We start from the raw sequence: 24,040 nt of genomic DNA on the forward strand, positions 1-24,040 counted from the left end.
TTATGTCCGATTCATAAACCGTTCATTTTGTCATTATGATTATATGAAGTTACTTCTCTATTGTTTCACTATTCCGATAAAAATACAATGCTTTTGAACAATAAGAAAAGTTCCTATAAAAAAGATAGGTTCTTTTCTTATATTAATCCCCTTTCAATGCCTTTAATGGCAAAGAGGTTACATATCCAATATACGAGCATAATTCTTTAAAAAAGAAAGGGATTTCTGTATCTAACGTTTTATACGCTGACGTTGGGGTTGGTGATGCATACGCTTCAATTTTAATATGTTTTGCAATTTTCATTGCACGTTTCATATGAAGTGGATCACTCACAATCGTATATGTGCGTATTCCGTTCTCTATTCCAACTTGCTTTGCATTCTTTAAATTGTCCTCTGTGAAAAGGGATTTTGTTTCAATTAGAATATCCTCTTCTTTCACACCATGTTTCAGTGCATACACTCTAGCAGTACGCGCTTCCTCAAGCTCTGCCTCAAACTTTGTACCACCTGTGAAAATAATCTTTTTAATATTACCGTTCTTATATAAGGAAATTGCATGATTAATTCTTTCTTTAAATACAGGAGATGGTTTTCCGTTCCATGAAGCTGCTCCCAGCACGATACCAGCATCTGTCTTCACACCATCATCTGTTTTAAAGCGATAACTCCAAATATCGTAAGCTGCATAACTTACATATAAAATAATAGAACAAATCATAAGCAAGAATACTTGCAAGATTCTTCTTTTCTTACTTTTCTTATTTTCTTTCATTTATAACTGCCTCCGTACATCATCCATACTTCTATATAAAAACGTATATATCAAATCATTTTGTTTGAATTTGTTTAAAAGAAGGAATTTTTCTTATCATATATATTCATTAAAGGGTTTTCATTTAAAATTGAGGATTATCAATTCATTTTTCGTTTGCGGTTTTCATTACATTTGTGTAATTTATAAGTTTATTACCATACAACTACATTGTAACGAATTTTTTATCATAATGGAATGATGAAACAAAAGAAGTAACTGTTTTGTAAGAAAAAAGGTATATTTTTCATCTTGACGATCAATACACCTTTCTTAATATGAATTATCGTTTTTCTTTATATGACTCTAATTTTTCTAATAACCTTTCCTTTACAGCTGGCCATTCATTTGCAATTACACTGTATACAACTGCATCTCTAACATGCCCACTCGGTAATTTTCTTTCGTTTCTAAGTACACCCTCTTTTACTGCGCCGAGTCTTTCAATTGCTCTTTGTGCTTTTTCATTTCGTGCATCCGTCTTAATTTGTACCCTCCGCATATGCAACTTTTCAAAAGCATATTGTAATAACATGTACTTACATTCCGTATTCATACTCGTACGTTGCACACTTGGGTCATACCACGTTTTCCCTAATTCCACCGTCTTATCTTCAACTGAAATGTTATATAAGCGTGTACTCCCTACTATTTCATTTGTCTTTTGATCAACAACAACAAATGGCAAATCCTTCCCTGCCCCATAAGCTTTTATCGCCTTTTGAACATATTGCTGCATATCTTGAACAGTATCCATTTTAGAGATTAAATACGCCCAAATATCTCGATTTCCTTCCACGATTGAAAACATTTTTTCGACATCATTGCTATCCATTAACCGTAACTTTGCTCTTTCGTGAATAATTTCCATTTGTAAGCCCCCTTTGTTGTAACTATATCACACTCCATTACCGTTATATTGTTATATAAGAACATATTTTTTTTTTTATGTTAAGGAACAAAATATATCTTTAAAATAAAAAATGCGATGCCTTTATTCAAGCATCGCACTCATAAATTGAATTGAAATTTACTTCTTTTCCATTACTGCAAAATAATTATTTTCACTATCTGCAAAATTAAATATTCTACCTGAAGGCATATTTACAATTTCTCCGACTGTAACGTTTTTGTTTACTAAATCACTATATAAACGATCGAATTCTTTTGAGAAGAACATTAAAGAAGGTGTGCCAAGATTTAACTCCGGCTGCATTTTAGCAATTAGCTCCTTATTATGGAGAATAATACTTGTTTCAGCTTCTTTAGTTGGAGCAATTTCAATCCATCGCATTCCTTGACCGTTATCTTCCTCTGAAATGACAATAAATCCTACTTTTTCTGTCCAGAATTCCTTCACTTCATCTTGGTTATTCACATATAACATGATTTGACCAACATTATTAATCATTTATTTTAACGCTCCTTTATAAACAATTTTTATTAAACTCCATACACTTATACCTAATTATCACCGAAAATAAAGTTGCGGTGCAAAAATCTATTTCAGCGACTCCAATCGCTCATTCAAACGATCCCAAGTTTCGGTGATACCTTGTAGCATGCCCATGTCCATAACGGTCTTAAGGGCTTCTTCGGAAACATATTCAGCACGGTTTATTAGCTTTGTCTTTCCACCTAAATCGATGAATTCCAATGTCATCTCGGTTGACGGCATAGAATCATTTACATTGCCTTCAGCATCTGAAAAGTAATCAGTGTAGACGATTTTCTCTGGCTCAATAATCTCTTTATAGACTGCTTTTCCCCATGATTCCATACCAAAAAATTGCTCCAAGTTCTGATTGACACACTTCATACAGTAGTGCCAAACGCCTCCCGAACGGAAGTCGACAGTGCATGCTGGAATTTCCCATCCCCTTGGCCCCCACCAGTGTTTCAAATGCTCTGCTTCTTTAAACATACTGAATACTAAATCACGCGGTGCATCGAAAACACGCTCCAGTACTAATATTCGATCGTTCTCTACTCTTGATACCATTGTATTGTTTGACATATTAATTCCTCCTTAAATATGAACTAATTTTATAACTTTTCCTTTTTTTGCAATTCCTTCAAATACTCATCTAAATTATCGAATCTCTCTTCCATCACACGCTTAAATGACTGCACCCAACAATCAAGTGCTTGGAAAGGCTCAGGTCGGAGCTTGTAAATCCGGCGATTAGCTTCAGCCTGCACTTCCACAATCCCTGTATCGCTTAACACTTTTAGGTGTTTCGAAGTTTGTGGTTGCCTTAATCCCAAATGTTCGGCGATTTCCCCAACGGTTAAGGGACCGTCACGCAAGAGTTCAACGATATTCATACGATTCGGTTCAGATAAAGCACTCAACGTCGTCATATTCACGCCCGGAATTTTCCCCGACATATCACTCACCTCGTTAAGTGATGGTCTCCGGTTATAACACATCAATATCATCACTAATATTATTTTCCTGTTGAATCGATTATAACCAAAGAGGAATATTCCCGTCAAGGAATATTCGAAAACTAAAGTAATACCACATCGTTACTTAATAATAAGAATGGATTAAAAACATTTCACAAACCTATGTTTTACGATAAAGTGATGCTTTAGTCAGTGGGTTTTGGAACGATTTTCGCGAAGGCTTTGTTTTTATTTGGTCCAAGAAAGCTTTAACACTTTTAATACTATTTAACGCTACAGTATTTTTTGTCACCTTTTTATTTGATAGTTTAGGCGTTTTATTGGTAGGTTCTTTCTACTTTCCACAAATTATCCCTTAAATTATATCAGTATAATTGTTATACTGAATATCGGAATATATTTAAGGAGTTGTTTTTATTTGTTAACTGTATTTATGTTTTTATTTTTGCTACTTTCTATTAGTGCGATAGTAGCTTTAGTGGTAGGTCTTATTAAGCCGGAAAAAGTGATCCGTTGGGGTGCTACTCGTACTCGCCCCCGGGTATTATTAATTACAGTACCTACTATTCTTGTTTCGTTTATATTCGCTAGTTATTTCGCTTCTAAATCTATTACACCGGAAGAAAAATTAGCTATGGATAAAAAAAGAGAAGAACAACTATTAGCTAAAGAGCAAGAAAAAAAGAAAAAAGCTGAAGAGAAAAAAATCCAGCAAGAAAACGAAAAGAAAGAAAAAAAGGCCCAAGAAGAAGCTGAAGATAAAGTAAAAAAAGAGGCTGAAGAACAACAAAAACAAGCCGAATTAGAAAAGAAAAAGCAAGAGCAACAAGAGAAGAAAGCTCAAGAAGAAGCTGAGGCTAAAGTTAAAAAAGAGGCTGAAGTACAACAAAAACTTGCTCAAATAGAGAAAGAAAAAGAACAACCCAAAACACCAGCTACTCCGAATGGCACTACAGCAGATGTAAATGGTGGCTCTTATTCGAAAGATGCGATTAAAACCACCCTTAATCGTTTAAATGATAATATTAATTCTTGGAAAACTATGAATGGTGGAAAGTTAAATACACATGATGTAGTAGCTATTAATAGTGATTTGAAATTTGTTCTTGAGCATGTTCAAGATTTAGAATCTGATATAGGTAGTAATAGTCAAATAGAACAATTTAAAAGGGCTATCAATGCTCATATCAATGCATTTGAACAAGGATCTGTAAATAACATTTCTAAGTTACTTATCCAAGCGAACGCTTTATAATAAAGAAGGACCCTTTATAGAAGGGTCCTTCTTTATTATAAATTTATCTCTTTAAAACTCAGAAATAACTGTTCCCACATTTATATAACACATGTATATTACTAATATTTTTATCACAAATATTAATTTTCAAATCTACTTTTTTTATAATTTTCCAGCTTTCCCCTTTTCATTCACTATACCCTTTTGATAATACTTTTTCTTTTTAAAGCAACAAATAAGCAATCGGCGTAATAATAAGCAACGTTAAAATCGTTCTTTGCACATATAGAATAATAAGCTCAGATACTTTTAACGGAATATCTGTTGATAATATACAAGGAATTGAAGCGGAGAAAAACAAAATAGATGATACCGAAACAACCGCAATAACAAACTTTGTCACAATTGGTGCACTTACAACTAAAAGAGAAGGTAAAAACATTTCTGCGATACCAACGGATGCCGCTTTAGCAGCTAGTTCTGCTTCTGGAAGCTGCAGTAACCATGTAAATGGATAGAAAATATAACTAATCCAATCAAATATTGGCGTAAACTTTGCTAAGACGATTCCAATTAGTCCTACTGACATAATCGATGGTAATATTCCCATCGTCATTATAAATCCGTCTTTTAAATTCACTGCGATATTTTTCATAATACTTGGCGCAGATTTCGATACTTCTAATGCATCTTCCCAAGCTCGCTCTAACATTTTCTCTTTATAAACGGGCTCTGGGAACCCTTCTTTCGTAATATATGTATCTGGTTTTCTACTAAGAGGCGGGATTCTTACGGTGATAGCGGTCACGATGAATGTTACAACAAGAGTAGTCCAAAAATAAACATTCCATAAATGCATAATGTCTAATGTTTTTGCGATGATGATCATAAATGTTGCGGATACTGTTGAAAAACCTGTAGCGATAATTGCTGCTTCTTTTGTCGTATACTTTCCTTCTTTATACACGCGATTCGTAATAAGAAGTGCAAGCGAATAACTCCCCACAAAGGAAGCGACCGCATCAATTGCTGACCGTCCTGGTGTTTTCCATAAAGGTCTCATAATTGGACGGCAAAACGTACCGATAAATTCAAGTAATCCGTACCCGACTAATAACGCTAAAAATGCCGAACCAATTGGTACGAGTAAACTTACTGATATAACTAACTTCTCATACAAAAACGGTCCAACATCTGGCGCAAAGAACCAAGCTGGTCCTACTTTCAAACAATATAATATGCCAAAAACAACACCAACTACTTTTAATAAAGAAAAACAAATGTCTACGATAGATGCATTCCACTTCTTCGTATAAAATGGATAAATCGCACCAATTACCATAACAAGCAGTGCATAATAAGGTACTACCGAAGGAACCGTAGCTCTTATCCACGATACGATATGATCAATCATAATAGACGAAGCACCGTTTATCGTAACTGGTACGAAAAACATAAACACACCTACTAAACTTGCGAGTATAAACCGAAGTATAATCCCCTTCTCTCGCCCTGTCTTAATTACATTACTTTTTAACTCAATTTCACTCAAAATTAGACACCTCCTATTATCTGAACATTCTGTATAATAACGTCGGATTCCTTCTTTTAATTCTGAATATTTAATCATGCAAAAAAGCCTATTTTGAAATATACAATCAAAATAAGCTTTTTCTATTACCTCTTATAATCATCCACAATTACTTGAATTACACGATAAGATTCTTCTGCCACTTTTTTATTACTATCCCTATTCGCATCATATGTAATTAACGCCTTCCAAAGCGCCCATCCTCTCGCCCTATTCCACGTTTCTTCATCTATGCGCAATACTTCTTTAAATACGTTTCTACTATTCTTATCAAAAAACGTCCATGCCATCGCTGCATCACAAGCAGGATCTCCTACTCCTAAAATACCAAAATCAATTACGGCACAAAGCTTTCCCTCTTTAACAAGTAAGTTCCCTGGCGCTACATCTCCATGAACCCAAACTGGTTTGCTATCCCATGTTGACCTAAGTGTTAAATCCCAAAGATGCTTTAATAATGTCTCATCAAAAACATCCTTATTATTTTCAATAGCCACTCTCGCTTCTTCATCGTATACAGATATAAGCCCGCCTCGGTAAAAATTATGTTCTCCAGCTATTGGCCCGTTACTCGCATCAATTGATTGTAACTCTATTAAAAACGAGCCTAAGTCCGCCGCAAATTCATCTAAGTCACGAACATTTTCTTTCGTGACTGTCTCTCCCTCGATCCACTTATTAATAGACCAAGGCCACGGATACTCTTCAGTCGGATTCCCTTTCGCAATTGGTGCAGAAATTTGTAAAGAAAGTCCCTTACTTAATATAGGTAACCAAGTGTTTTCTTTCTCTACTTGCGGTGCATATGCTACATCACTTGGTAATCTGACACTCATCTCGTCCCCTAAATGAAACGTTCTATTATCATGTCCGCTAAATTTTACCCGTTTCACTTCTAAGTGCGCCCATTCTGGAAATTGTGCCCCTATTAACCTTTTAACTAAATCAGCATTAATATGATTCATTTACTTCCCCCTTTATATACCTATCACGCGGATAAACGCGTTCTACCGTCATTTTCGTCTGTAACGTATTCAACATAATAACCTTGATTCTGTGCATTTTCATACAACGATTTGATTGCTTTTTGGTCTTTAGCGTAAACTGTGACGTATGTACAATCCGCAACTAGTAAAACTAATTCACACTTACTCTCTTTAAATTCTTCATATGTTTCAATATCTACTACTTCCTCTCCTTTTGGATACGCTTTTAAATCTGCAAAAATAACATAATATATATTGTCTTTAAATAATCTTTTCAAATCTGATCCTTCCACTATACTTGGTTCTTCTGGAAATAATGCCTCATCCAATCCACCACGTGCTACTAAGTATGACTCCTCACTCCCCACCCACCAATCAAATGAAGAAATATCAATCGGCTTTAACACTTTCCAAAGTAAATTATCATTTTCATTTGGAATATCTACTGTAATTCCTCTTTCATTTGTTTGCTCCTAGCTTATTTATTTTCGTTTTCATTCCATACATTATATACCTAATTCAACTACTATATTTTGTCGATACCTATGTAACTTGTATTTCACCGCGAAAAAACCGTCCCACTACTTATGAAACGGTTTCTTTCTACTTATATTTAAGTTTTCCATTCAATTATTGCACTGCGTTTTAAAATAATTTCTAATATGTTCAGCACATCAGCCATTCATTTTTAACACTCACTTCGACTTCACAAAATAATATAAAAACCACACCGCATGATTTTGTTCATCTGCAGCTATTCTGCGCAATAACTCTTTCATAGATGCATCTGCTGCTTCATCTGAAATTTCCAAGTAAAAATCTACGGTCTTTTGCTCATCTTGTATAGCGAACTCTAATCCCTGTAAGTACGTATTAGGACAATTTTCCGTAATCTGTGGTTTCGGCTGTCTGCCAGTTAAATTCGTATAGATTTGTACAAAATGATGAAAATGCCTTATTTCATCATTACGGATTTCAAGAATTTGTTTTTGTTCTACTTGATTTGGAGCCATGTTAGCTAATTTTGCATAGCAGCTTATAGCGCTATACTCTCCGTTTATAGCTTTTTCAATATCACTAATTAGCTTATCATTCTGTCTATACCAATCATCATAATTCGAATTATACATCGTATCCCCTCCATTATTTCGCATAACATTTTATGCATTTTGAAATAGTAGGAGCATGTATATATAAAGGGACAGCAAATACTAGTTCTTCACTCACCTTTAAAACATCGAAAAAGCCTATCTATCATTGAATTATTTCCCTATCGATTTCATCACAAAAAACCGTTTCACTACGAGTGAAACGGTTTTTATTTTTAAGCATTTAATTCCGTTTTATGCCCCTTTACTGCACTACGTTTTAAAGCTGTTCCAAGTATGATAACCATGCTTACTACACCAATCCAAACGAGTATAGTAAGAGGAGTATTCCAAGTTAACCCTTTCCCAAAGAAGAATATTTCTCGGAGACCTTCTATCATGAATCTCATTGGTAACCAAGAGTAAATCCAATCTTGATAAAACGAGGGCATCATTTCAGGCGCTAATGCTAATAGCGGTGCCCCAAAGAAAAGTAATAGAGCGAATATACCTATACCCTTTAGTCCAACTAATGAAAGCACCGCAGAAATCATTAAGAAGAAACAAAAAGAAGTAATGGATAAGAATAAAGCCGTATCCGTGAAATTCGGGATATTTAATCCTACCATTCCATCCGCAATCCATGTAAGACCAAATCCAATTACAAGTGTAGCAATTGCTCCTGTTACTATTTGTTTTAGTTTCAATACGAAGTTCTCTTTTCTTGTACCCACTTGCGTTTTACTTATCGCAATAAAGATAATTGCTGCGCTCGCTAAACTTGCAATCCATAACGGCTGGAATAAAGACATTGGCGAGTTACCGTTCGCACTATTTTTGCCGATTTCATTCACATTTGTCACTTTCTTCGTAATAGGTGTTACTACATTTGAAACTTGGTCTGCTGTTAATGTAGCTCCTTTTGCTTTCAATCCTTCTAATAGTTGTGTACGAACAGTATTGTTCATATTATCAACGATCGCATTTAACATTTGTCCTGCCATAGTTGATGCTGCTGTATTCATTCCTTGATTGATGAATATTTCTACCTCTGGCGAAGATGGCTGTGGTGTTCGTAATGATGCTTGTTTTGTGCTAAAGTCTTTCGGAATAACTAATGCTGCATAATAATCTTGATTATTTAAGCCTTTTTGAACTGCTTCTTTATTTTGCACTTCTACCCACTTTACCGCAGGTTCTTCCTCTGATTTTGATGTCTTTTTCATATTATCAACAATCGTTTGCCCCATATTCATCTTCGGTTGATTCGAAATTTCTACTCCTTGATCCTCATTTACAATTGCCATTGGTAAGTTTTTCGGCTTAGGTTGAACGGTTGGAAATAATGTTAATGAAAAAATAAAAACAACAAGTAGTGCAATAACTGGAGATAACAATAAAAGTTTGTTTTTAAACATTTTCTTTTCTCCTCCTTTAATTTGATTTATAATAACCAACAACGTGTTGTTTATTTATATTTGAATTATATGTTCGAGTTGAACCTTATACAATAATCAAAAATCGTGAATGTGTCGGTTATAAGACACATCCTTGAAATGTGTTGGCTAAAATTAAGGAGGGACATACTTTGCGCGATAGTAATTTAGATTTACGTGTTATTCGTACGAAAACTGCCATACGAAATGCATTAGTGGAATTAATTGAGGAAAAAGGTTTTGACGCCATTACAGTGAAAGATATTACTACGAAAGCAAACATAAATCGTGGTACATTTTATACACATTACCAAGATAAATTTGATTTAATGACAAAATGCCAAGAAGAAATTATGTATGAATTTTCTAGCATTGCTAAACAGAGATTACCGGAAGTTATTGCTGATCTTGGATCAAGCCCTTCCCCAACAATGCCATTTATACTTATCGCTTCTATTCTTGAATTTCTAAATGAAAATAGTGATTTTATGAAAGCTGTACTAAGCCCAAAAGGAGATTTATCTTTCCAAACGAAACTGAAAGACTTTATGTGGAAAACACTATTTGAAGATACGAATGGTCCTCTCATTAATAAGGAGAAGTTACTTGTCCCAAGCCAATACTTAGCTTCTTATATGGCATCTGCTCATATAGGTGTCATTCAACAATGGTTAAATAATGGACAAAAAGAAACACCTGAGGAGATTGCTCGTATTTTATCAACAATCGCAGTTCATGGACCTTTTTATGCGGCTGGTTTAAAGAAATAAGTCCGCTATATAATAAAAGATCATCCACTATAATAGCGGATGATCTTTTATTTCATTACAACACTTCAATATACCCTTCTGTTCCATGTACCCGAATTCGTTGTCCGTCTTTTATTAATTTCGTAGCATTCTCTACCCCGACGACTGCTGGTAATCCATATTCACGTGCAATAACTGCTCCATGTGTCATCAGTCCGCCAACTTCGGTGACTAACCCTTTTATAGACACAAACAATGGTGTCCATCCAGGGTCAGTAAAGGCAGTAACTAATATATCTCCATCTTCTAAATTCGCATCTTCCATATTTAAAATAACGCGTGCTCTCCCCTCAATCACTCCTGAAGAAACAGGCAAACCTACAATCGCGTCAGCCGGAAGATTTTCTCGTTTATATTTACCTGTAATGATTTCTCCATCAGACGTCATTACACGTGGAGGCGTTAGTTTTTCATATAATTTGTAATCATTTTTTTGTTTATGAATAAGCTCGTAATCTAGTTTTTTCGTGCGGACGACTTCGTGAAGTTCTTCAAAAGTTAGATAGTATATATCATCGACTACATGAATGACACCGCTCTGCACAAGTTGCTCGGCTTCTTTCAATATTGCCTGCTTATATATGAAATAGCGATTAATCATACCATATTTTGGATATTCACGATAACCGATAAAATTCCGGATGTTACGAATCATTCGCTTCGTCTCTTCTACTTTTTGTTTACCATCCGGCAAATGCTGCAATCGATCTACTAACTCCTCTTCTTTTTTCAAAGCTTCTTGCAACCCTTCTTCAAACTTCCGTTTACTAGCGCCAGCTTCAAAGTCTCTTATATTATTTAAAATCATTGGGATAATGGTTGTTGGCTTTTCACTCCAGCGCGTTTTCGTAATGTCGATTTCTCCGCTGCATCTCATTCCGTATTTATTTAGAAAAGTTAGAATGGCATCTCGAGCTTTTTCTCCGCCTTTAAATTGAACTAATTCATCTAAAAAGTTATCATTTTCTACATGTTGTAAATACGCAATAACTTCTGGATATGGCCGAATCACATCAGCAACATCTAGTAATGCTAGCCCCATTTCAGACGTAATATTATTTTGTACGGATTGAGAAAGTGTGTCTGCTGCATTCTTTTCGCCTAGCCATTGCTCCATTTTTTCATTGATCCATGTTGAAGCATCCATACCTGCCATAATGACAGCCATACTTTGCGGATGAAATAATATTTTTTTTAATTGCTGCATATCTTCCAAAATAAAATCAAGTACATTCACCCCTGATTTCGTTTGCATGTTTCGTTTTAACTCTTCGATTGATGCTTGATTCATTTTTATTAAATCCGTATCGATTGCTGGATTGTTTTCGATTTGTGGTTGTGAACTTACAGGTGGCCCACTTTTACGAATGCTCTTTTCTTTTTCATCATCTGGTAACAATGTAATAAAATCATCTCGCTCGATTACAGTCGTTAATGCATCTTTAATAAGCGGTTCCGAATTCCCTATCATATTTAATAAAAGTTCCCTACTAGTAGGCGAAGCCAACCTTTGTGCAACATCAACAAACAACCTTCCTCCAGCTTGAAACCTCTGTCCAAAAGATGTTAACTGGAATAAAGACATTCCTAATGGCTTCAAAGGATCGGTCATCATTTGCTGGTGACCAACCGATACATACACATGATTTTCCCCATCATTTACTTCTGGTATTGGATATAAAGTCGTGATCGGGCGACTTTGGACAATATAAAATGTATCATCCACTAAACACCATTCAATATCTTGCGGACAACCAAAATAAGCTTCAATCTGTCTTCCGATCTGTGCTAGTTGTAAAATTTGTTGTTCAGACAATGTTTGAATTTTTTGCTGAGCCGGCTCAATCTGTTTCGTCTCTGTTCCGCCCTTTTTTAAAGCATAAATAGCTAATTTTTTAGTTGCTATCACCTTTCCAGTAATTTCGCCTTCTTTTACTTTATAATTATCGGCAGAGACCAGTCCTGATACTAATGCCTCACCAAGTCCAAAACTGGCATCAATTGATACTACCTTTCGGTTAGAAGTAACCGGATCAGCAGTAAATAAAATTCCCGAAGCCTCAGGGAAAACCATTTTTTGAACGACAACACATATAGAAACTTGATTATGTTCAAAATCATTTTGCATGCGGTACATAACTGCTCGCTCTGTAAATAAAGAAGCCCAGCACTTTCTTACATGCTGCAAAATCGCTTCTTTACCGATAATATTTAAATACGTATCTTGTTGACCAGCAAATGAGGCATACGGTAAATCTTCAGCCGTAGCACTAGAACGCACGGCATACGCATGTTCATTTCCAAAACGTGAGAGATAATGAGCTACCGCTTCCACTACTTCAGAAGGGATTTCTACTGCCATAATGACTTCTCTAATCTTCTTACTAATTCCACCAATTTGAGCTCGCTCTTCCATTTTCAACTTTGTTAGCTGCTGCAACAAAGTTTGAAGCTCGTCATTTTGCTCGATGGCCTTTTCATACCCTACCGTTGTAACACAAAAACCTTCTGGCACTTGTATACCTTGAATGTTTGATAATGCTCCTAAATTCAATCCTTTTCCGCCAACGAGCGAAAGCTGCGTTTTTTCTATTTCCTGAAAATCGAGAACGAAAGAACTCATTTAACATCTCTCCTTACTGTGCATGTGTTCTTGATTGTAGCAGTAGTAAATAAGAATAAACAGTCTATTTCGAACGTGATTTACATGATATAATTAAGTTAGGAAGAGATATTCCTCCCCTCTAATTCACTTCAACTACATCACCAAACTTAAACATCCTTTGATTATGAAAAGCATCGGTACAAGTAATCGTCTTATTTAATGGATTTATATCAGCTACTGTTATGTAATTTTTATATAGATAGCCCTCTTTATAATATGTAAGTAAAACCTCTTCTTCACCTAAATATGAAATTAACAGCTTATTTTCAATCCTTTCTTTTGCATCTTGCGTTAAAATTGGACGCGGGACTTTTGTTTGCTCCTGTATCATTTCTTTAATACAGACGAACTGTTCTGGCATACTAGCAAACGGTTGCCACTTTACCATTCCTCTTCCTTTTGGCATATTAGCATTCTTCACGATTTGTGCCCTCCTAATAATGTGTTTCTATATCTTGCTGTTGCGACGCTTGTGTAAGAAATCCCACGTAAAATACTGTTCTTACCAAATCGTGTTCGAATTTCGTCCATCACCTTCGTTAATCGCATTTCTTTTTCTCTTTGTATAATGTTATCGAAAAGCGAAATTTGCTCTTCCCCTTCATTTATTAAATTTGTTAACGAAATACTTATCGATCGAATCGGCTCCCCTGTATGACGCTCGTATAAAAAATATGTACAAACATTGTAAATATCCATCGTTAAATTTGTTGCCCTATTTAACGTATGTGCTTTTTTTATTCCTCCTCCATATTCTTTGCTATATCCAACTGAAAAATGGATCGTTTGCGCGCATTTCTTTTCTCTTCTCAATCTGTAACAAACTTCTTCTATATGCTCTAATAAAATAACGATGAACTCTTCAATTGAATAATCACGAAATAATATTTGGCTTTTCGCTATAGATGTTGTCGCTGGAACATATTTCTCTGCTATTCTGCTAAAGTCAATCCCATTACCATGTAAATGTAATTCTTCCCCTATTACACCAAATGATTGTTTTAAATACTTCAACGGATACTGCGCTAAATCCCCAATCGTATGTATACCTTTTCGGTTCAATTTCATTTCAGTTTTATACGATATACCCCAAAATTTACTGAGCGGTCTAATACTCCATAACTTCTCGGGTATATCGTCATATGTCCAATACGCTATCCCATCTTTATTCTTTTTCGCTTCCACATCCATTGCTACTTTACTCAATAATAAGTTTGGACCGATACCAATCGTGCTTTCAATTCGCGTACGTTCATATATTTCTTGCTTGAACTTTAAGGCAAACTCGCATGGACTACTCGCAAATAAATGAATACTTGCGGTCATATCCATGAAAAATTCATCGATACTATATTGATGAAAATCTTCCGGCGCAACATACTGCAAAGCTAAACCTGTTATGTAAGTTGAACATTTCATATACGTATGCATAATTGGATTCACAATAATAATATCTGGCCGATTCGGTATTTCGTACAACCTTGCCATTTTCTTAATTCCTAACGCTTTTAATGGTGGTGTTGCTGCCAATACGATCGACCCACTCCGGTTTACATCTCCTACAACAGCCAATTTTGTATATCGTGGATCAAGTCCTTTTTTAATGCATGATACGCTTGCATAAAAGCTACGAAGATCTACACATAAAATAATGCGATTCGGTAAAAGAGAATAATCATACAAGGTTGTCACTCCTACTAAAAAGAACATTTGTTCTTATTATATACGAACTAACGTTCTTTTTGAAGGTATTTTCATGAAAATTTTGGTTAAAATACCCGTTATTAAAATCTTTTTAAGAAAAACTTAAAGAATTTCCCTCTATATTCATAAGAACTATTTTCTATACTCAAAAATGTAAATAGATAAAAGGAGAAACAACTGAATTCTTCGTGAATAAGCACCGTATTTTAGAACCCATTCTTTAGTATTCAAAAAAGCCCTGCATTTAAATAAATATTTCCATATTAGGAATACACTTACAATAAGGAAGACTTATTTCGAAAAAGAATACTATTTAGTAGTGCTTTTTTATAGAAAATAAAATATTATTGGTTATTTTCTCAACATTGTTTTTCTAGTTTTATCATTCAAATTTAGACACATATTTATCTAACCTACATAAACTAAAAGCGTATAATTGCATACTTTATCTATTTTTTATAACAATATCTCGAACGGACTATCATGAATCATAAATTTAATAAATCGGATACATTAATCTTTTTCAAGAAAGATTGTTTATCTGTGTTTCCCTTCTTTAAGAGAGACAGCAATTTTCCCTAATCGAATCTCTAATTACATAATTTTGTACGAGAAAGGAATTGAATTTATGCACAACTTTAATTTCATTTGTGAACAATTTGCTACAATACTTAAAGGGAAAAGTAAAATAAGTCATGTTGGTTGTTCGGTGTCTTTTCACCGCGATTTTAGAGTGCTTGTACAAGGAAAACCAAGTACCTATGTAGTCCCCGTCGGAGTAAGTTTTGAATCGTTGGATCAAAATGGTGATGCATTAAATTTAGGCGAAATCGCTGTTCTACAAGAAGAGATTCCTGCATTTATGAGATCCATTGTGCAACAAGGAATTATTGTTAGTGCTTTACATAATCACTGGCTGTACATGAATCCCTTAATTATGTACATTCATATCCAATCGGTAGAGCCCCCATTACATTTTGCAAAAAAGTTGGCGAATTCTTTTTTGTCCTTAAGTAGCTATCCTATCGCTAATAACGAGGGACATTAATTGGTGTTTGGGATGTATTTACATCTTATATTTCCCATATGTGTGAAGATAATAAAATCGTTTCACTTTGTACCCAAAAATAAAAAAGACTGCCTAACAAATTTTCAGATAGGCAGTTGTTCAAGTTAGTAAAATAAAGTATCGTACTGTTTTATAAACAAAAATATGTTAATCTACTTCAGCTTTATTTTCTCTTATTCATATATTCTTCTAAAGTTAGTTTTTCCTTGTATATTTTTTCAGCAACATCCCCTACATAGCGAATGTGCCAAGGTTCATACGCATAAACAGTTATATTTTCTTTTTCCTTCGGATAACGAATGATAAATCCCGCACGATGCGCATTTTCTTTCAGCCATTTCCCTTCCTTAGTCTTAGCAAACGATAGCTCTAGTTCATTATTTGCACTTTTTGAAGAAACATCCATCGTTAAGCCTGTTTGATGTTCGCTATGTCCCGTTTTTTCAAAAAAGGACTCCCTGTACGTTCAAGATATCGACTTTTGTTTACTTCATTGTTTTCGGCACTCTGCATCTAGACGGTATATCCATTGGCCACGGTAAGACTCTATTTCAAATCCACAAAAACTAGATTACCTGCACACTAAAAAGTATAGCGCACAGGTAATCTAGTTGTTTTTAAGATTAATAAAAAACTAATTTATTCTTTGAATTCTTCCATCAATAATAGGTTGAATTGGTTCTGTTGCTTGTTTTATATAATCTACTAATGCTTCAAAATCAGTTGGTCCTGTTTCAGCATCTTTCCCGTTTTTAAAGGACACAAATCCATCTCCTCCTGAAGCTAAAAATGCGTTCGCAACGACGCTGTAAGTTTTAGAAGGAATAATTTCTTCTCCATTTGTTAAGCGAATACTTGTTACTTTTTCTCCATTAGGCTTGTTCGCATCCCAAGTGTATTGGATCCCTGAAATTTGAAGCATTCTTGTTATGTCTTTTTGCCATTGTTGATTTAAAATATCACGAATGTCTTGACCCGTTAAATTTACTTTTATTAATTGATTTCCGAATGGTTGAATACCATATATCTCTCCCCATGTAATATCACCAGCATCTAAGTCATTACGAATACCACCAGGATTCATAAGAGCAATTTGGGATTGCATTGTTGTACGCTGGGCATCAGCAACTAAATTTCCGAGAGTAGATTCCCCAGACATATTTAGTTTGCGATCTAGTGGAGCAATAGATTTACCTACAACTTCATTGACAAGAGGTGCAATTTTTTCTTGATATTTCTCCATCTTCTTCTTTATTTTTTTATCAGGCTCTATGCCTTCATGGTAAGTTGTAACAATTTCTGCTTTCTTCTCAACAATATCTTGTGTCTTACGATCAATCTTTACATCAACATCAGCAAAAGCCATACCATAAGAATTTGCTTGTACGACAAGTTTATTATTAACAGTTCCATTTACATAGGTATGGCTATGCCCTCCAAAAATAACATCGACTTCTGGATCAGTCTCATTTGCTAATCGGACGATATCACCATTTGTTACGCCGTTCCCATCTGTTGTACCTCCGTTATGCGCAAGAACAACGATAGATTTAACGCCTAGTTTTTTTAATTGCTTTACGGATTTGTTAATAGCTTCAACTTCATCTGTAATTTCTACATTCTTTAGCATAGTAGGCATAACAAGGTTAGGAACATCTGTTGTTACGACTCCGATAAATCCAACAGGAACTCCTTGTACCTTTTTTATAGTAAATGGTGGTAAAAATAGACGACCGGTGGATTTATTATAGAAATTTGCGGCAACATATGGGAATTTTGCTCCTTTAAAATTCCCTGTTTTCTCATGGTATCCACCATAAATAAGACGGTGCATTTCTTCAACACCTTCATCAAATTCATGATTTCCTATGGTTCCAACATCAAATTTCAAATCATTTAGAAATTCAATCGTAGGTTCGTCTTGTAATAATGCTGAAACAGGAGTACTTGCTCCAACAACATCGCCAGCATGTACCTTTAATGTATTCGGATTTTGTTTTTCACGATCACGTAAATACGCCCCTAAATACTCAATTCCCCCTGCATCTTTATTGTTAATTTTTTTTACGGTGTCTATTTGCCCATGAAAATCGTTAATACCGAGCATTTGTACATCTATGTAGCGGTTTGGTTCTGTACTTGCTTGGGCTGAAGGCGCAGCAAATACACTAGTAAAAGTAACTGTACTTAATACTAAAGCAACTGGAATGATTTTTTTTAACATAAAATTTCTCTCCCCTAATTAAAATCTGACATAATACGATGTTATTTTAATATATTAAGAGAATTATTTCTATAAAAATTCTACTAATTATAAAAATTAATAAGATTTTATTATTTTCTGACAAAACACTCCTTCCTCAAAAATGTGAAGGTGTAAAACGACAATTTTAAGTGGGAGATGAATATTTGTAGGCTTAAGCCTACATTTTTTACTTAGGATATAAAGGCCCCCAATCAACTTAAGAAACTTCACTACACAAACAAGAAAATGTACATTTCTTTGTTTTGAGGATTATTCAAAATATTATCTTGATAGTAATGTAGCAATACACCTAAGAGACCTAAAAAAACTCTAATCAATAAATTTTAGCTGTTAAGAAGAATATTCAATTCGAAACTAATGAGTATTTATCAACTTAATATCTCAATATCAATATTTAAAAATGAACAGAAATTTCGTAATGGAAGATTACCGTGGTGCACTACTCCTAATTTAAAAAGATACTCCTGGATTTATCCAAGAGCATCTTTTATAAAGCTTTATTTTTACTTGTTTATAATTTATCGGTTAACAATTATATAGTTGTAATCAGTCCTTTAAAAATAATAGGAGTGCTTCATTAAATTCTTTGGCATGCGTTGCATTTAGCCCATGTGGACCACCCTTTATTAACGCTACTTTAGAATTAGGAATTGCTTCATGTGTTAACTTCCCACTATATTCAAATGGTACAGTTGCATCTGAATCACCATGAATAACAAGGGTAGGTATATTAACCTTGGCTAAATCGCCTCTGAAGTCTGTTTTGCTGAAAGCAGCGATACAATCTAGTGTTCCTTTAGGTGATGCACCCGCAGCGATATCCCTATTGTAAAGTCGAAATGGTTCACTAACTAAGTCAGTTCGATCTCCAGCAGCAAAAAATCCTTTCGTAAACTCATCAAGGAATGCTAGGCGATCACTTTTTACTCCATCTTCAAATCCTTGAATTGCTACATCATCTAATACACCCTCAGGATGATCTGCTGACTTGTAAAGGAATGGTGGTACAGCTCCTGCAAATACAGCCTTCTCTACTCTATTGGTTCCATATTTTCCAATATACCGAGCTACCTCGCCTCCACCCATAGAAAAACCAACAAGTGTGACATTTTGAAGCTCTAAATGTTCTAATAGTTGATGTAAATCAGAAGTAAAGGTATCATATTCATACCCTTCCCACGGCTGAGATGATTTTCCAAAGCCTCGACGATCATATGTTATAACTCTGTATCCAGCCTCAACAAGAGCGGGAACTTGGTATTCCCAAGATCGACCACTTAACGGCCAACCATGAATTAGTACAACTGGTTTTCCTATGCCATGATCCTCATAATATATCTCAATTGGTGCTTGATTTTCGGTTCCTACAGTAATTTTCGCCATTCTTCTACCTCCAAAAAATATTTTAATATATATCCTTTTCTTCAATAATCCGGATGAATCTCGTAACCTATTTATGCGTGTTTATGTTGTTAACTCTAAGCATGAAACTCTATTGTTCCAATGAATTCATTCTCTGTTTATGGAACAATTCCCCATCTAATAACTTTTTCATCACAAAATAATTGCTGAATATTCCTCATATTCAATTCTAGTAACAAAAATAGGTGACTATCAATACTGTTCTATCTATAGAATGTATAGGTAAAACCAATCAATTTTATGGTGAAAATAACTATAGTCACCATCTATCCGAATTATAGATAATTTAGAATTGATTAATGAATCGGTTTTCAAATACTATAAATTTGTATAGCGCTTCATATTCTGTGAATGCTGTTATAACTAATATTATCGTTCAGCTTAGTTACAAACTAATCGTAACAAACGAAGAAAATCATGATAATATTCGACTATTTAAACTTTCTTCGATTACTTAATTTTTAGGAGGAATACATAATGGCTGATCTCTATTCTCGTATTAACAAAGATGATGCTGTCGTTCTTTTAGTAGATCATCAAACTGGTCTTATGTCCGGGCTAGTACGTGACTATGGTGTTGATGAATTCAAGAACAATGTTTTAGCTCTTGCTCACACTGCTAAGTTTTTTGATTTACCAGTTATTTTAACAACAAGCTTTGAAAACGGACCTAACGGACCTTTAATGCAAGAATTGGTTGATCTCTTTCCTCACTCACAAAAAATAGCTCGACCTGGACAAATTAACGCATGGGATAATGATGATTTTGTAAAAGCAATCGAAGAAACTGGAAAAAAACAACTTATCATCGCGGGCGTAGTTACGGACGTTTGTGTTGCTTTCCCGGCACTTTCCGCTATAAAAGCTGGATATGAAGTATTTGCTGTTACTGATGCTTCAGGAACTTTCAGTAAACAAGTTGCACGCCATTATGTGCCAATACTCGTATGGCACATAATGGCGTGCAACTTATGAACTGGTTTAGCGTAGCTTGCGAATTACAACGCGATTGGCGCAACGATGTCGAAGGTTTTGGCAATTTGCTTGCTAGTAATCTTCCAGGCTATCAAAATATAATTGGAAGCTATATGGGAGCTCAGCGAGATCTTAGTAAACAAAATGCATAAATGTATTTCAAAGAAATAGCTTTAAATCACTTTCAAAAAAATGGATAGTATAAATTTAGTGCTGATTAAATCAGCACTCTCTTTTAAATTAAAAAGTATAGTAAAGCTTTTATTTTTACGATTACAGCTTATATTGACAGAAAATACATTACTTTCAAAATTTAATCTTAAATAATAAAAAAGGAGCGTTTTATTATGAGTAATTTAGAATTGTTAAACCCGGAGAACAGCGCCTTAATCTTGATTGATTTTCAGCCTCAAATGACTTTTGGTGTTGCAAGTATTGATAGACAAACATTAATTAATAACGTTATGCTGCTTGCTAAATCAGCAAAAACTTTTAACGTACCTACTATTCTTACTACAGTTGAAACACGCAGCTTTTCTGGTTATTTTTGGCCACAAATTCTTGACATATTCCCAAACCATGAAATTATAGAACGTAGTTCAATGAACTCTTGGGAAGATCCAAAATTTGTTGAGGCAGTTAAAGCAACAGGTAGAAAGAAATTAATATTTGCAGCACTTTGGACTGAAGTTTGCCTTGCATTCCCTGTGCTTGAAGCAATTAAAGCTGGATATGAGGTTTATGCAGTTGATGATGCTTCAGGTGGTACTAGTTTGACAGCGCATAACGCTGCTATGCCTCGTGTAGAACAAGCTGGTGCAATTCCAGTGACAGCGATTCAAGTTTTACTTGAATACCAACGCGACTGGGCACGCAAAGACACTTATGATGCTGTAATGGAAATTGTAAAGGAACACACTGGTGCTTATGGTCAAGGCGTAGAATACGCATATACTATGGTGCATGGCGCGCTTCCAAGCAGGAAAATATGAAACAAGAAGGAGTAGCTGTCGGAGAGACTCATACAGGGAACACGATGGATGCTGGCGATCCAGTAACAACGATTGTTACATGGGAAATTCAAGAAGGTAGAGAAAAACAGTTTGAAACATGGAGACATGAAATCGAAGCTGCTGCTACTAAATTCCCAGGGCATTTAGGCGTAAATCTAATAGTCCCCAATAACGAATCCAGGGAGTATACTGTTATTTTTCGTTTTGATACGTATGAGCATCTACGTGCTTGGCAAGAATCAGATGTTCGTCGAGATTTGTTAAAAACGGCAGAACAATTTCAAGCTACTAATCCAACTTACAAAACTGAAAGCAGTTTGGCTTATTGGTTTGTTACTCCGAAAACGCCAGTTCCACCGCCAAAATGGAAAATGTCTATTGTTACCCTTCTGGGTGTATGGCCTCTTAGCATGTTAGTTCCTAAAGTGATAGGACCTATAATAAAACATATGAATCCTATTATGTCAGCCTTTTTTGTTTCTGTATGTATAGTGTCCTTGCTATCATGGGTAGTTATGCCGATTTTCGGTAAATTATTTCATCCATGGTTACAAAATAATAGGAAGTAGACGAGGTGTGAACATGAATTTACCGGATATGATCTTATATAACGGAAAAATTACTACCCTTGATCCCTCTCAACCTGAGGTATCTGCTATCGCCATAACTGATGGTTTAATAACTGCAGTAGGTGGAGATGAGCTTCTTGATAGTGCCACAGAAAAAACAAAAAAAATAGACCTTAAAAGAAAGAGAGCTATTCCAGGCCTGAATGACTCTCATATACACGTTATTCGTGGCGGTCTTCATTATAATATGGAATTACGATGGGAAGGTGTCCCTTCACTTGCCATTGCTCTCGAAATGCTCAAAGAACAGGCAAGGCGTACACCTGCTCCTCAGTGGGTAAGAGTAGTTGGAGGTTGGTCTGAATTTCAATTTAAAGAGAGACGGCTGCCAACTTTGGAAGAGATTAATGCTGTTTCTGAAGACACACCTGTCTTTGTGCTACATCTTTACGATAGAGCACTTGTAAATCGTGCTGGGCTGCGTGCACTGGGATACACAAAAGATACCCCAGACCCTCCAGGCTGTTTAATTGAGCGGGATAAACAAGGTAATCCAACGGGCCTTTTAATTGCGAATCCTAACGCTTCTATTCTTTATTCAAGTTTGGGTAAAGCTCCAATACTTAATTTTGACGACCAGATTAATTCAACTCGCCATTTTATGCGCGAATTAAATAGATTAGGTATTACAAGTGCCATTGACGCAGGTGGTGGTTTCCAAAATTATCCTGATGATTACAAAGTTGTTGAACATTTAGCCGAGAAGGAACAATTAACTTTGCGTATTGCTTATAATCTATTTACGCAAAATCCTAATCATGAATATGAAGACTTTGCTTCATGGGCAAAAATTGTTTCTCCAGGTCAAGGAAATGATAAGTATAAAATGAATGGTGCCGGAGAAATGTTAGTATTCTCGGCAGCCGATTTTGAAAAATTTCAAATGCCACGGCCCGAACTAGCTATGATGATGGAAGCTGACTTAAAGAAAGTAATTTCTCTATTGGTAGAAAACCGTTGGCCATTTCGTTTACATGCAACTTATGACGAGTCAATAACACGTTTCTTAAATGTATTTGAGGAAGTCAACAAAGAAATTCCTTTTAATGGTCTACGATGGTGGTTTGACCATGCAGAAACAATCTCAGATCGCAGTATGGAACGTGCTAAGGCTTTAAATGGCGGTATTGCCATCCAAGACCGCATGGCTTTTCAAGGTGAATACTTTGTTGATTTATACGGAAAGGAAGCTGCAAAGCGTACTCCTCCGATTTATCGTATGTTAGACCTGGGTATACCAGTTGGTGCCGGTAGTGATGCAACCAGGGTTTCTAGCTATAATCCTTGGGTTGCTCTTTACTGGATGGTTGCCGGAAAAACCATTGGTGGTCTTTCGATATACGATGAAAAAAATAAACTTGATAGAAAAGTAGCCCTGGAATTATATTCAAAAGGAAGTGCATGGTTCTCTGGTGATGAAGGTAAAAAGGGAACCCTTGCAGTAGGTCAGTTTGCTGATATTGCTGTATTGTCTGCTGACTATTTTACTGTGCCAGAAGAAGAAATCAAAGACCTTGAATCATTACTCACCATTATGGGTGGGCAGGTTGTTTATGGAAATGATGAATTTAAAAATTTATCACCTGAATTGCCGCCAGCATCACCTGATTGGGCACCGACGGGAGTTTATGGTTATGGTGGTGCTAACCTAGCCCACACTATACTTTCTCACGATGCCCATGATCACAAGTTACATAGTTGCAGTAACCCTCTCCATCAACACACTCATACTGTAATAGGAAAAGATGGAACTAAATGGGGTATTGGTTGTACTTGCTTTGCTTTCTAAGTCAAAACCACCGGTATAATGCCGGTGGTTTTCTTTCTACAATAAGGGTTTGGAGCCGAAGACGGATCCAAATAGTATTGGTATTAAGATCATAATGGTAATATGGGCTCTATGTAGATTCGAAATAGCAGTATA

Annotated in this window: 21 protein-coding genes and 2 pseudogenes; 7 read left to right on the forward strand and 16 right to left on the reverse strand. The window is 35.4% G+C overall.

The window, feature by feature from the left end; translation table 11 throughout:
• Positions 1–142 precede the first annotated feature (142 nt).
• The 5 genes from QCI77_RS15405 to QCI77_RS15425 all read right to left on the reverse strand — a co-directional run bounded on the left by QCI77_RS15405 (position 143) and on the right by QCI77_RS15425 (position 3,205).
• On the reverse strand, positions 143–775 hold the full coding sequence (locus tag QCI77_RS15405; protein WP_002033016.1) for a YdcF family protein: 633 nt from the start codon (positions 773–775) through the stop codon (positions 143–145).
• 322 nt (positions 776–1,097) lie between these two features.
• Positions 1,098–1,685 (reverse strand): GNAT family N-acetyltransferase, encoded by a 588-nt coding sequence (locus QCI77_RS15410; protein ID WP_002185500.1) that lies wholly within the window; start codon positions 1,683–1,685, stop codon positions 1,098–1,100.
• 159 nt (positions 1,686–1,844) lie between these two features.
• Positions 1,845–2,225, reverse strand: a complete 381-nt coding sequence (locus QCI77_RS15415) for a VOC family protein (RefSeq protein ID WP_002033018.1) — start codon at positions 2,223–2,225, stop codon at positions 1,845–1,847.
• Positions 2,226–2,315: 90 nt separating this feature from the next.
• Positions 2,316–2,831, reverse strand: a complete 516-nt coding sequence (locus tag QCI77_RS15420; protein WP_353825177.1) for an SRPBCC domain-containing protein — start codon at positions 2,829–2,831, stop codon at positions 2,316–2,318.
• 29 nt (positions 2,832–2,860) lie between these two features.
• Positions 2,861–3,205, reverse strand: a complete 345-nt coding sequence (locus tag QCI77_RS15425) for an ArsR/SmtB family transcription factor (protein ID WP_012261209.1) — start codon at positions 3,203–3,205, stop codon at positions 2,861–2,863.
• Positions 3,206–3,644: 439 nt separating this feature from the next.
• Here QCI77_RS15425 and QCI77_RS15430 point away from each other — a divergent pair, with 439 nt between their 5' ends.
• Positions 3,645–4,481, forward strand: a complete 837-nt coding sequence (locus tag QCI77_RS15430; protein WP_353825179.1) for a hypothetical protein — start codon at positions 3,645–3,647, stop codon at positions 4,479–4,481.
• A 205-nt stretch (positions 4,482–4,686) separates the two neighbouring features.
• Here the strand turns inward: QCI77_RS15430 and QCI77_RS15435 are convergent, their stop codons facing one another.
• From QCI77_RS15435 to QCI77_RS15455, 5 genes are all read right to left on the reverse strand, one after another.
• Entirely contained in the window at positions 4,687–6,015 is a 1,329-nt protein-coding gene (locus tag QCI77_RS15435; RefSeq protein ID WP_353825180.1) for a YjiH family protein, read from the reverse strand.
• Between the two features lie 125 nt (positions 6,016–6,140).
• Positions 6,141–7,019 (reverse strand): aminoglycoside phosphotransferase family protein, encoded by an 879-nt coding sequence (locus tag QCI77_RS15440; RefSeq protein ID WP_113770529.1) that lies wholly within the window; start codon positions 7,017–7,019, stop codon positions 6,141–6,143.
• Positions 7,020–7,042: 23 nt separating this feature from the next.
• Positions 7,043–7,492 (reverse strand): DUF2691 family protein, encoded by a 450-nt coding sequence (locus QCI77_RS15445; protein ID WP_113770530.1) that lies wholly within the window; start codon positions 7,490–7,492, stop codon positions 7,043–7,045.
• A 243-nt stretch (positions 7,493–7,735) separates the two neighbouring features.
• Entirely contained in the window at positions 7,736–8,170 is a 435-nt protein-coding gene (locus QCI77_RS15450; protein ID WP_002142369.1) for a ferritin-like domain-containing protein, read from the reverse strand.
• A 194-nt stretch (positions 8,171–8,364) separates the two neighbouring features.
• Positions 8,365–9,546 (reverse strand): YhgE/Pip domain-containing protein, encoded by a 1,182-nt coding sequence (locus QCI77_RS15455; RefSeq protein ID WP_353825181.1) that lies wholly within the window; start codon positions 9,544–9,546, stop codon positions 8,365–8,367.
• 170 nt (positions 9,547–9,716) lie between these two features.
• Here QCI77_RS15455 and QCI77_RS15460 point away from each other — a divergent pair, with 170 nt between their 5' ends.
• Complete coding sequence (locus tag QCI77_RS15460) at positions 9,717–10,334, forward strand: TetR/AcrR family transcriptional regulator (protein WP_353825182.1); 618 nt, start codon at positions 9,717–9,719, stop codon at positions 10,332–10,334.
• 55 nt (positions 10,335–10,389) lie between these two features.
• On the opposite strand, the gene ppsA is transcribed toward QCI77_RS15460, so the two are convergent.
• From ppsA to QCI77_RS15475, 3 genes are all read right to left on the reverse strand, one after another.
• Positions 10,390–12,996 carry a phosphoenolpyruvate synthase gene (gene ppsA / locus QCI77_RS15465; RefSeq protein WP_353825183.1) on the reverse strand — a complete coding sequence of 869 codons (2,607 nt, stop codon included), beginning with the start codon at positions 12,994–12,996 and terminating at the stop codon, positions 10,390–10,392.
• Between the two features lie 121 nt (positions 12,997–13,117).
• Positions 13,118–13,459: a YolD-like family protein gene (locus QCI77_RS15470; protein ID WP_353825184.1), complete on the reverse strand. Its 342-nt coding sequence runs from the start codon at positions 13,457–13,459 to the stop codon at positions 13,118–13,120.
• A complete protein-coding gene (locus tag QCI77_RS15475; RefSeq protein ID WP_113770537.1) occupies positions 13,456–14,721 on the reverse strand; it encodes a Y-family DNA polymerase in 1,266 nt (421 codons plus the stop codon). The genes QCI77_RS15470 and QCI77_RS15475 overlap by 4 nt, the downstream gene beginning before the upstream one ends.
• Positions 14,722–15,370: 649 nt before the next feature.
• Between QCI77_RS15475 and QCI77_RS15480 the strand changes: the two genes are divergently transcribed.
• The gene (locus tag QCI77_RS15480; RefSeq protein WP_113770538.1) at positions 15,371–15,790 is read left to right on the forward strand and encodes a DUF1259 domain-containing protein; all 420 of its coding nucleotides are present in this window, start codon (positions 15,371–15,373) and stop codon (positions 15,788–15,790) included.
• A 184-nt stretch (positions 15,791–15,974) separates the two neighbouring features.
• Here the strand turns inward: QCI77_RS15480 and QCI77_RS15485 are convergent.
• From QCI77_RS15485 to QCI77_RS15495, 3 genes and pseudogenes are all read right to left on the reverse strand, one after another.
• Positions 15,975–16,256 (reverse strand): annotated as a pseudogene (locus tag QCI77_RS15485) (M15 family metallopeptidase); the annotation flags it as partial.
• A 189-nt stretch (positions 16,257–16,445) separates the two neighbouring features.
• Complete coding sequence (locus tag QCI77_RS15490) at positions 16,446–18,035, reverse strand: bifunctional metallophosphatase/5'-nucleotidase (RefSeq protein WP_353825185.1); 1,590 nt, start codon at positions 18,033–18,035, stop codon at positions 16,446–16,448.
• 588 nt (positions 18,036–18,623) lie between these two features.
• Positions 18,624–19,460: an alpha/beta fold hydrolase gene (locus QCI77_RS15495; RefSeq protein ID WP_353825186.1), complete on the reverse strand. Its 837-nt coding sequence runs from the start codon at positions 19,458–19,460 to the stop codon at positions 18,624–18,626.
• Positions 19,461–19,976: 516 nt separating this feature from the next.
• Between QCI77_RS15495 and ycaC the strand changes: the two are divergent.
• The 4 genes and pseudogenes from ycaC to QCI77_RS15515 all read left to right on the forward strand — a co-directional run bounded on the left by ycaC (position 19,977) and on the right by QCI77_RS15515 (position 23,905).
• Positions 19,977–20,626, forward strand: a pseudogene (gene ycaC, locus QCI77_RS15500) (isochorismate family cysteine hydrolase YcaC).
• A 195-nt stretch (positions 20,627–20,821) separates the two neighbouring features.
• Positions 20,822–21,466: a hydrolase gene (locus QCI77_RS15505; RefSeq protein ID WP_353825187.1), complete on the forward strand. Its 645-nt coding sequence runs from the start codon at positions 20,822–20,824 to the stop codon at positions 21,464–21,466.
• A complete protein-coding gene (locus QCI77_RS15510) occupies positions 21,463–22,056 on the forward strand; it encodes an antibiotic biosynthesis monooxygenase (RefSeq protein ID WP_088031536.1) in 594 nt (197 codons plus the stop codon). The genes QCI77_RS15505 and QCI77_RS15510 overlap by 4 nt, the downstream gene beginning before the upstream one ends.
• 13 nt (positions 22,057–22,069) lie before the next feature.
• Complete coding sequence (locus QCI77_RS15515; protein ID WP_353825188.1) at positions 22,070–23,905, forward strand: amidohydrolase; 1,836 nt, start codon at positions 22,070–22,072, stop codon at positions 23,903–23,905.
• Positions 23,906–24,040 lie beyond the last annotated feature (135 nt).

Source organism: Bacillus cereus group sp. MG9, assembly GCF_040459995.1.
GTDB classification, from domain to species: domain Bacteria; phylum Bacillota; class Bacilli; order Bacillales; family Bacillaceae_G; genus Bacillus_A; species Bacillus_A mycoides.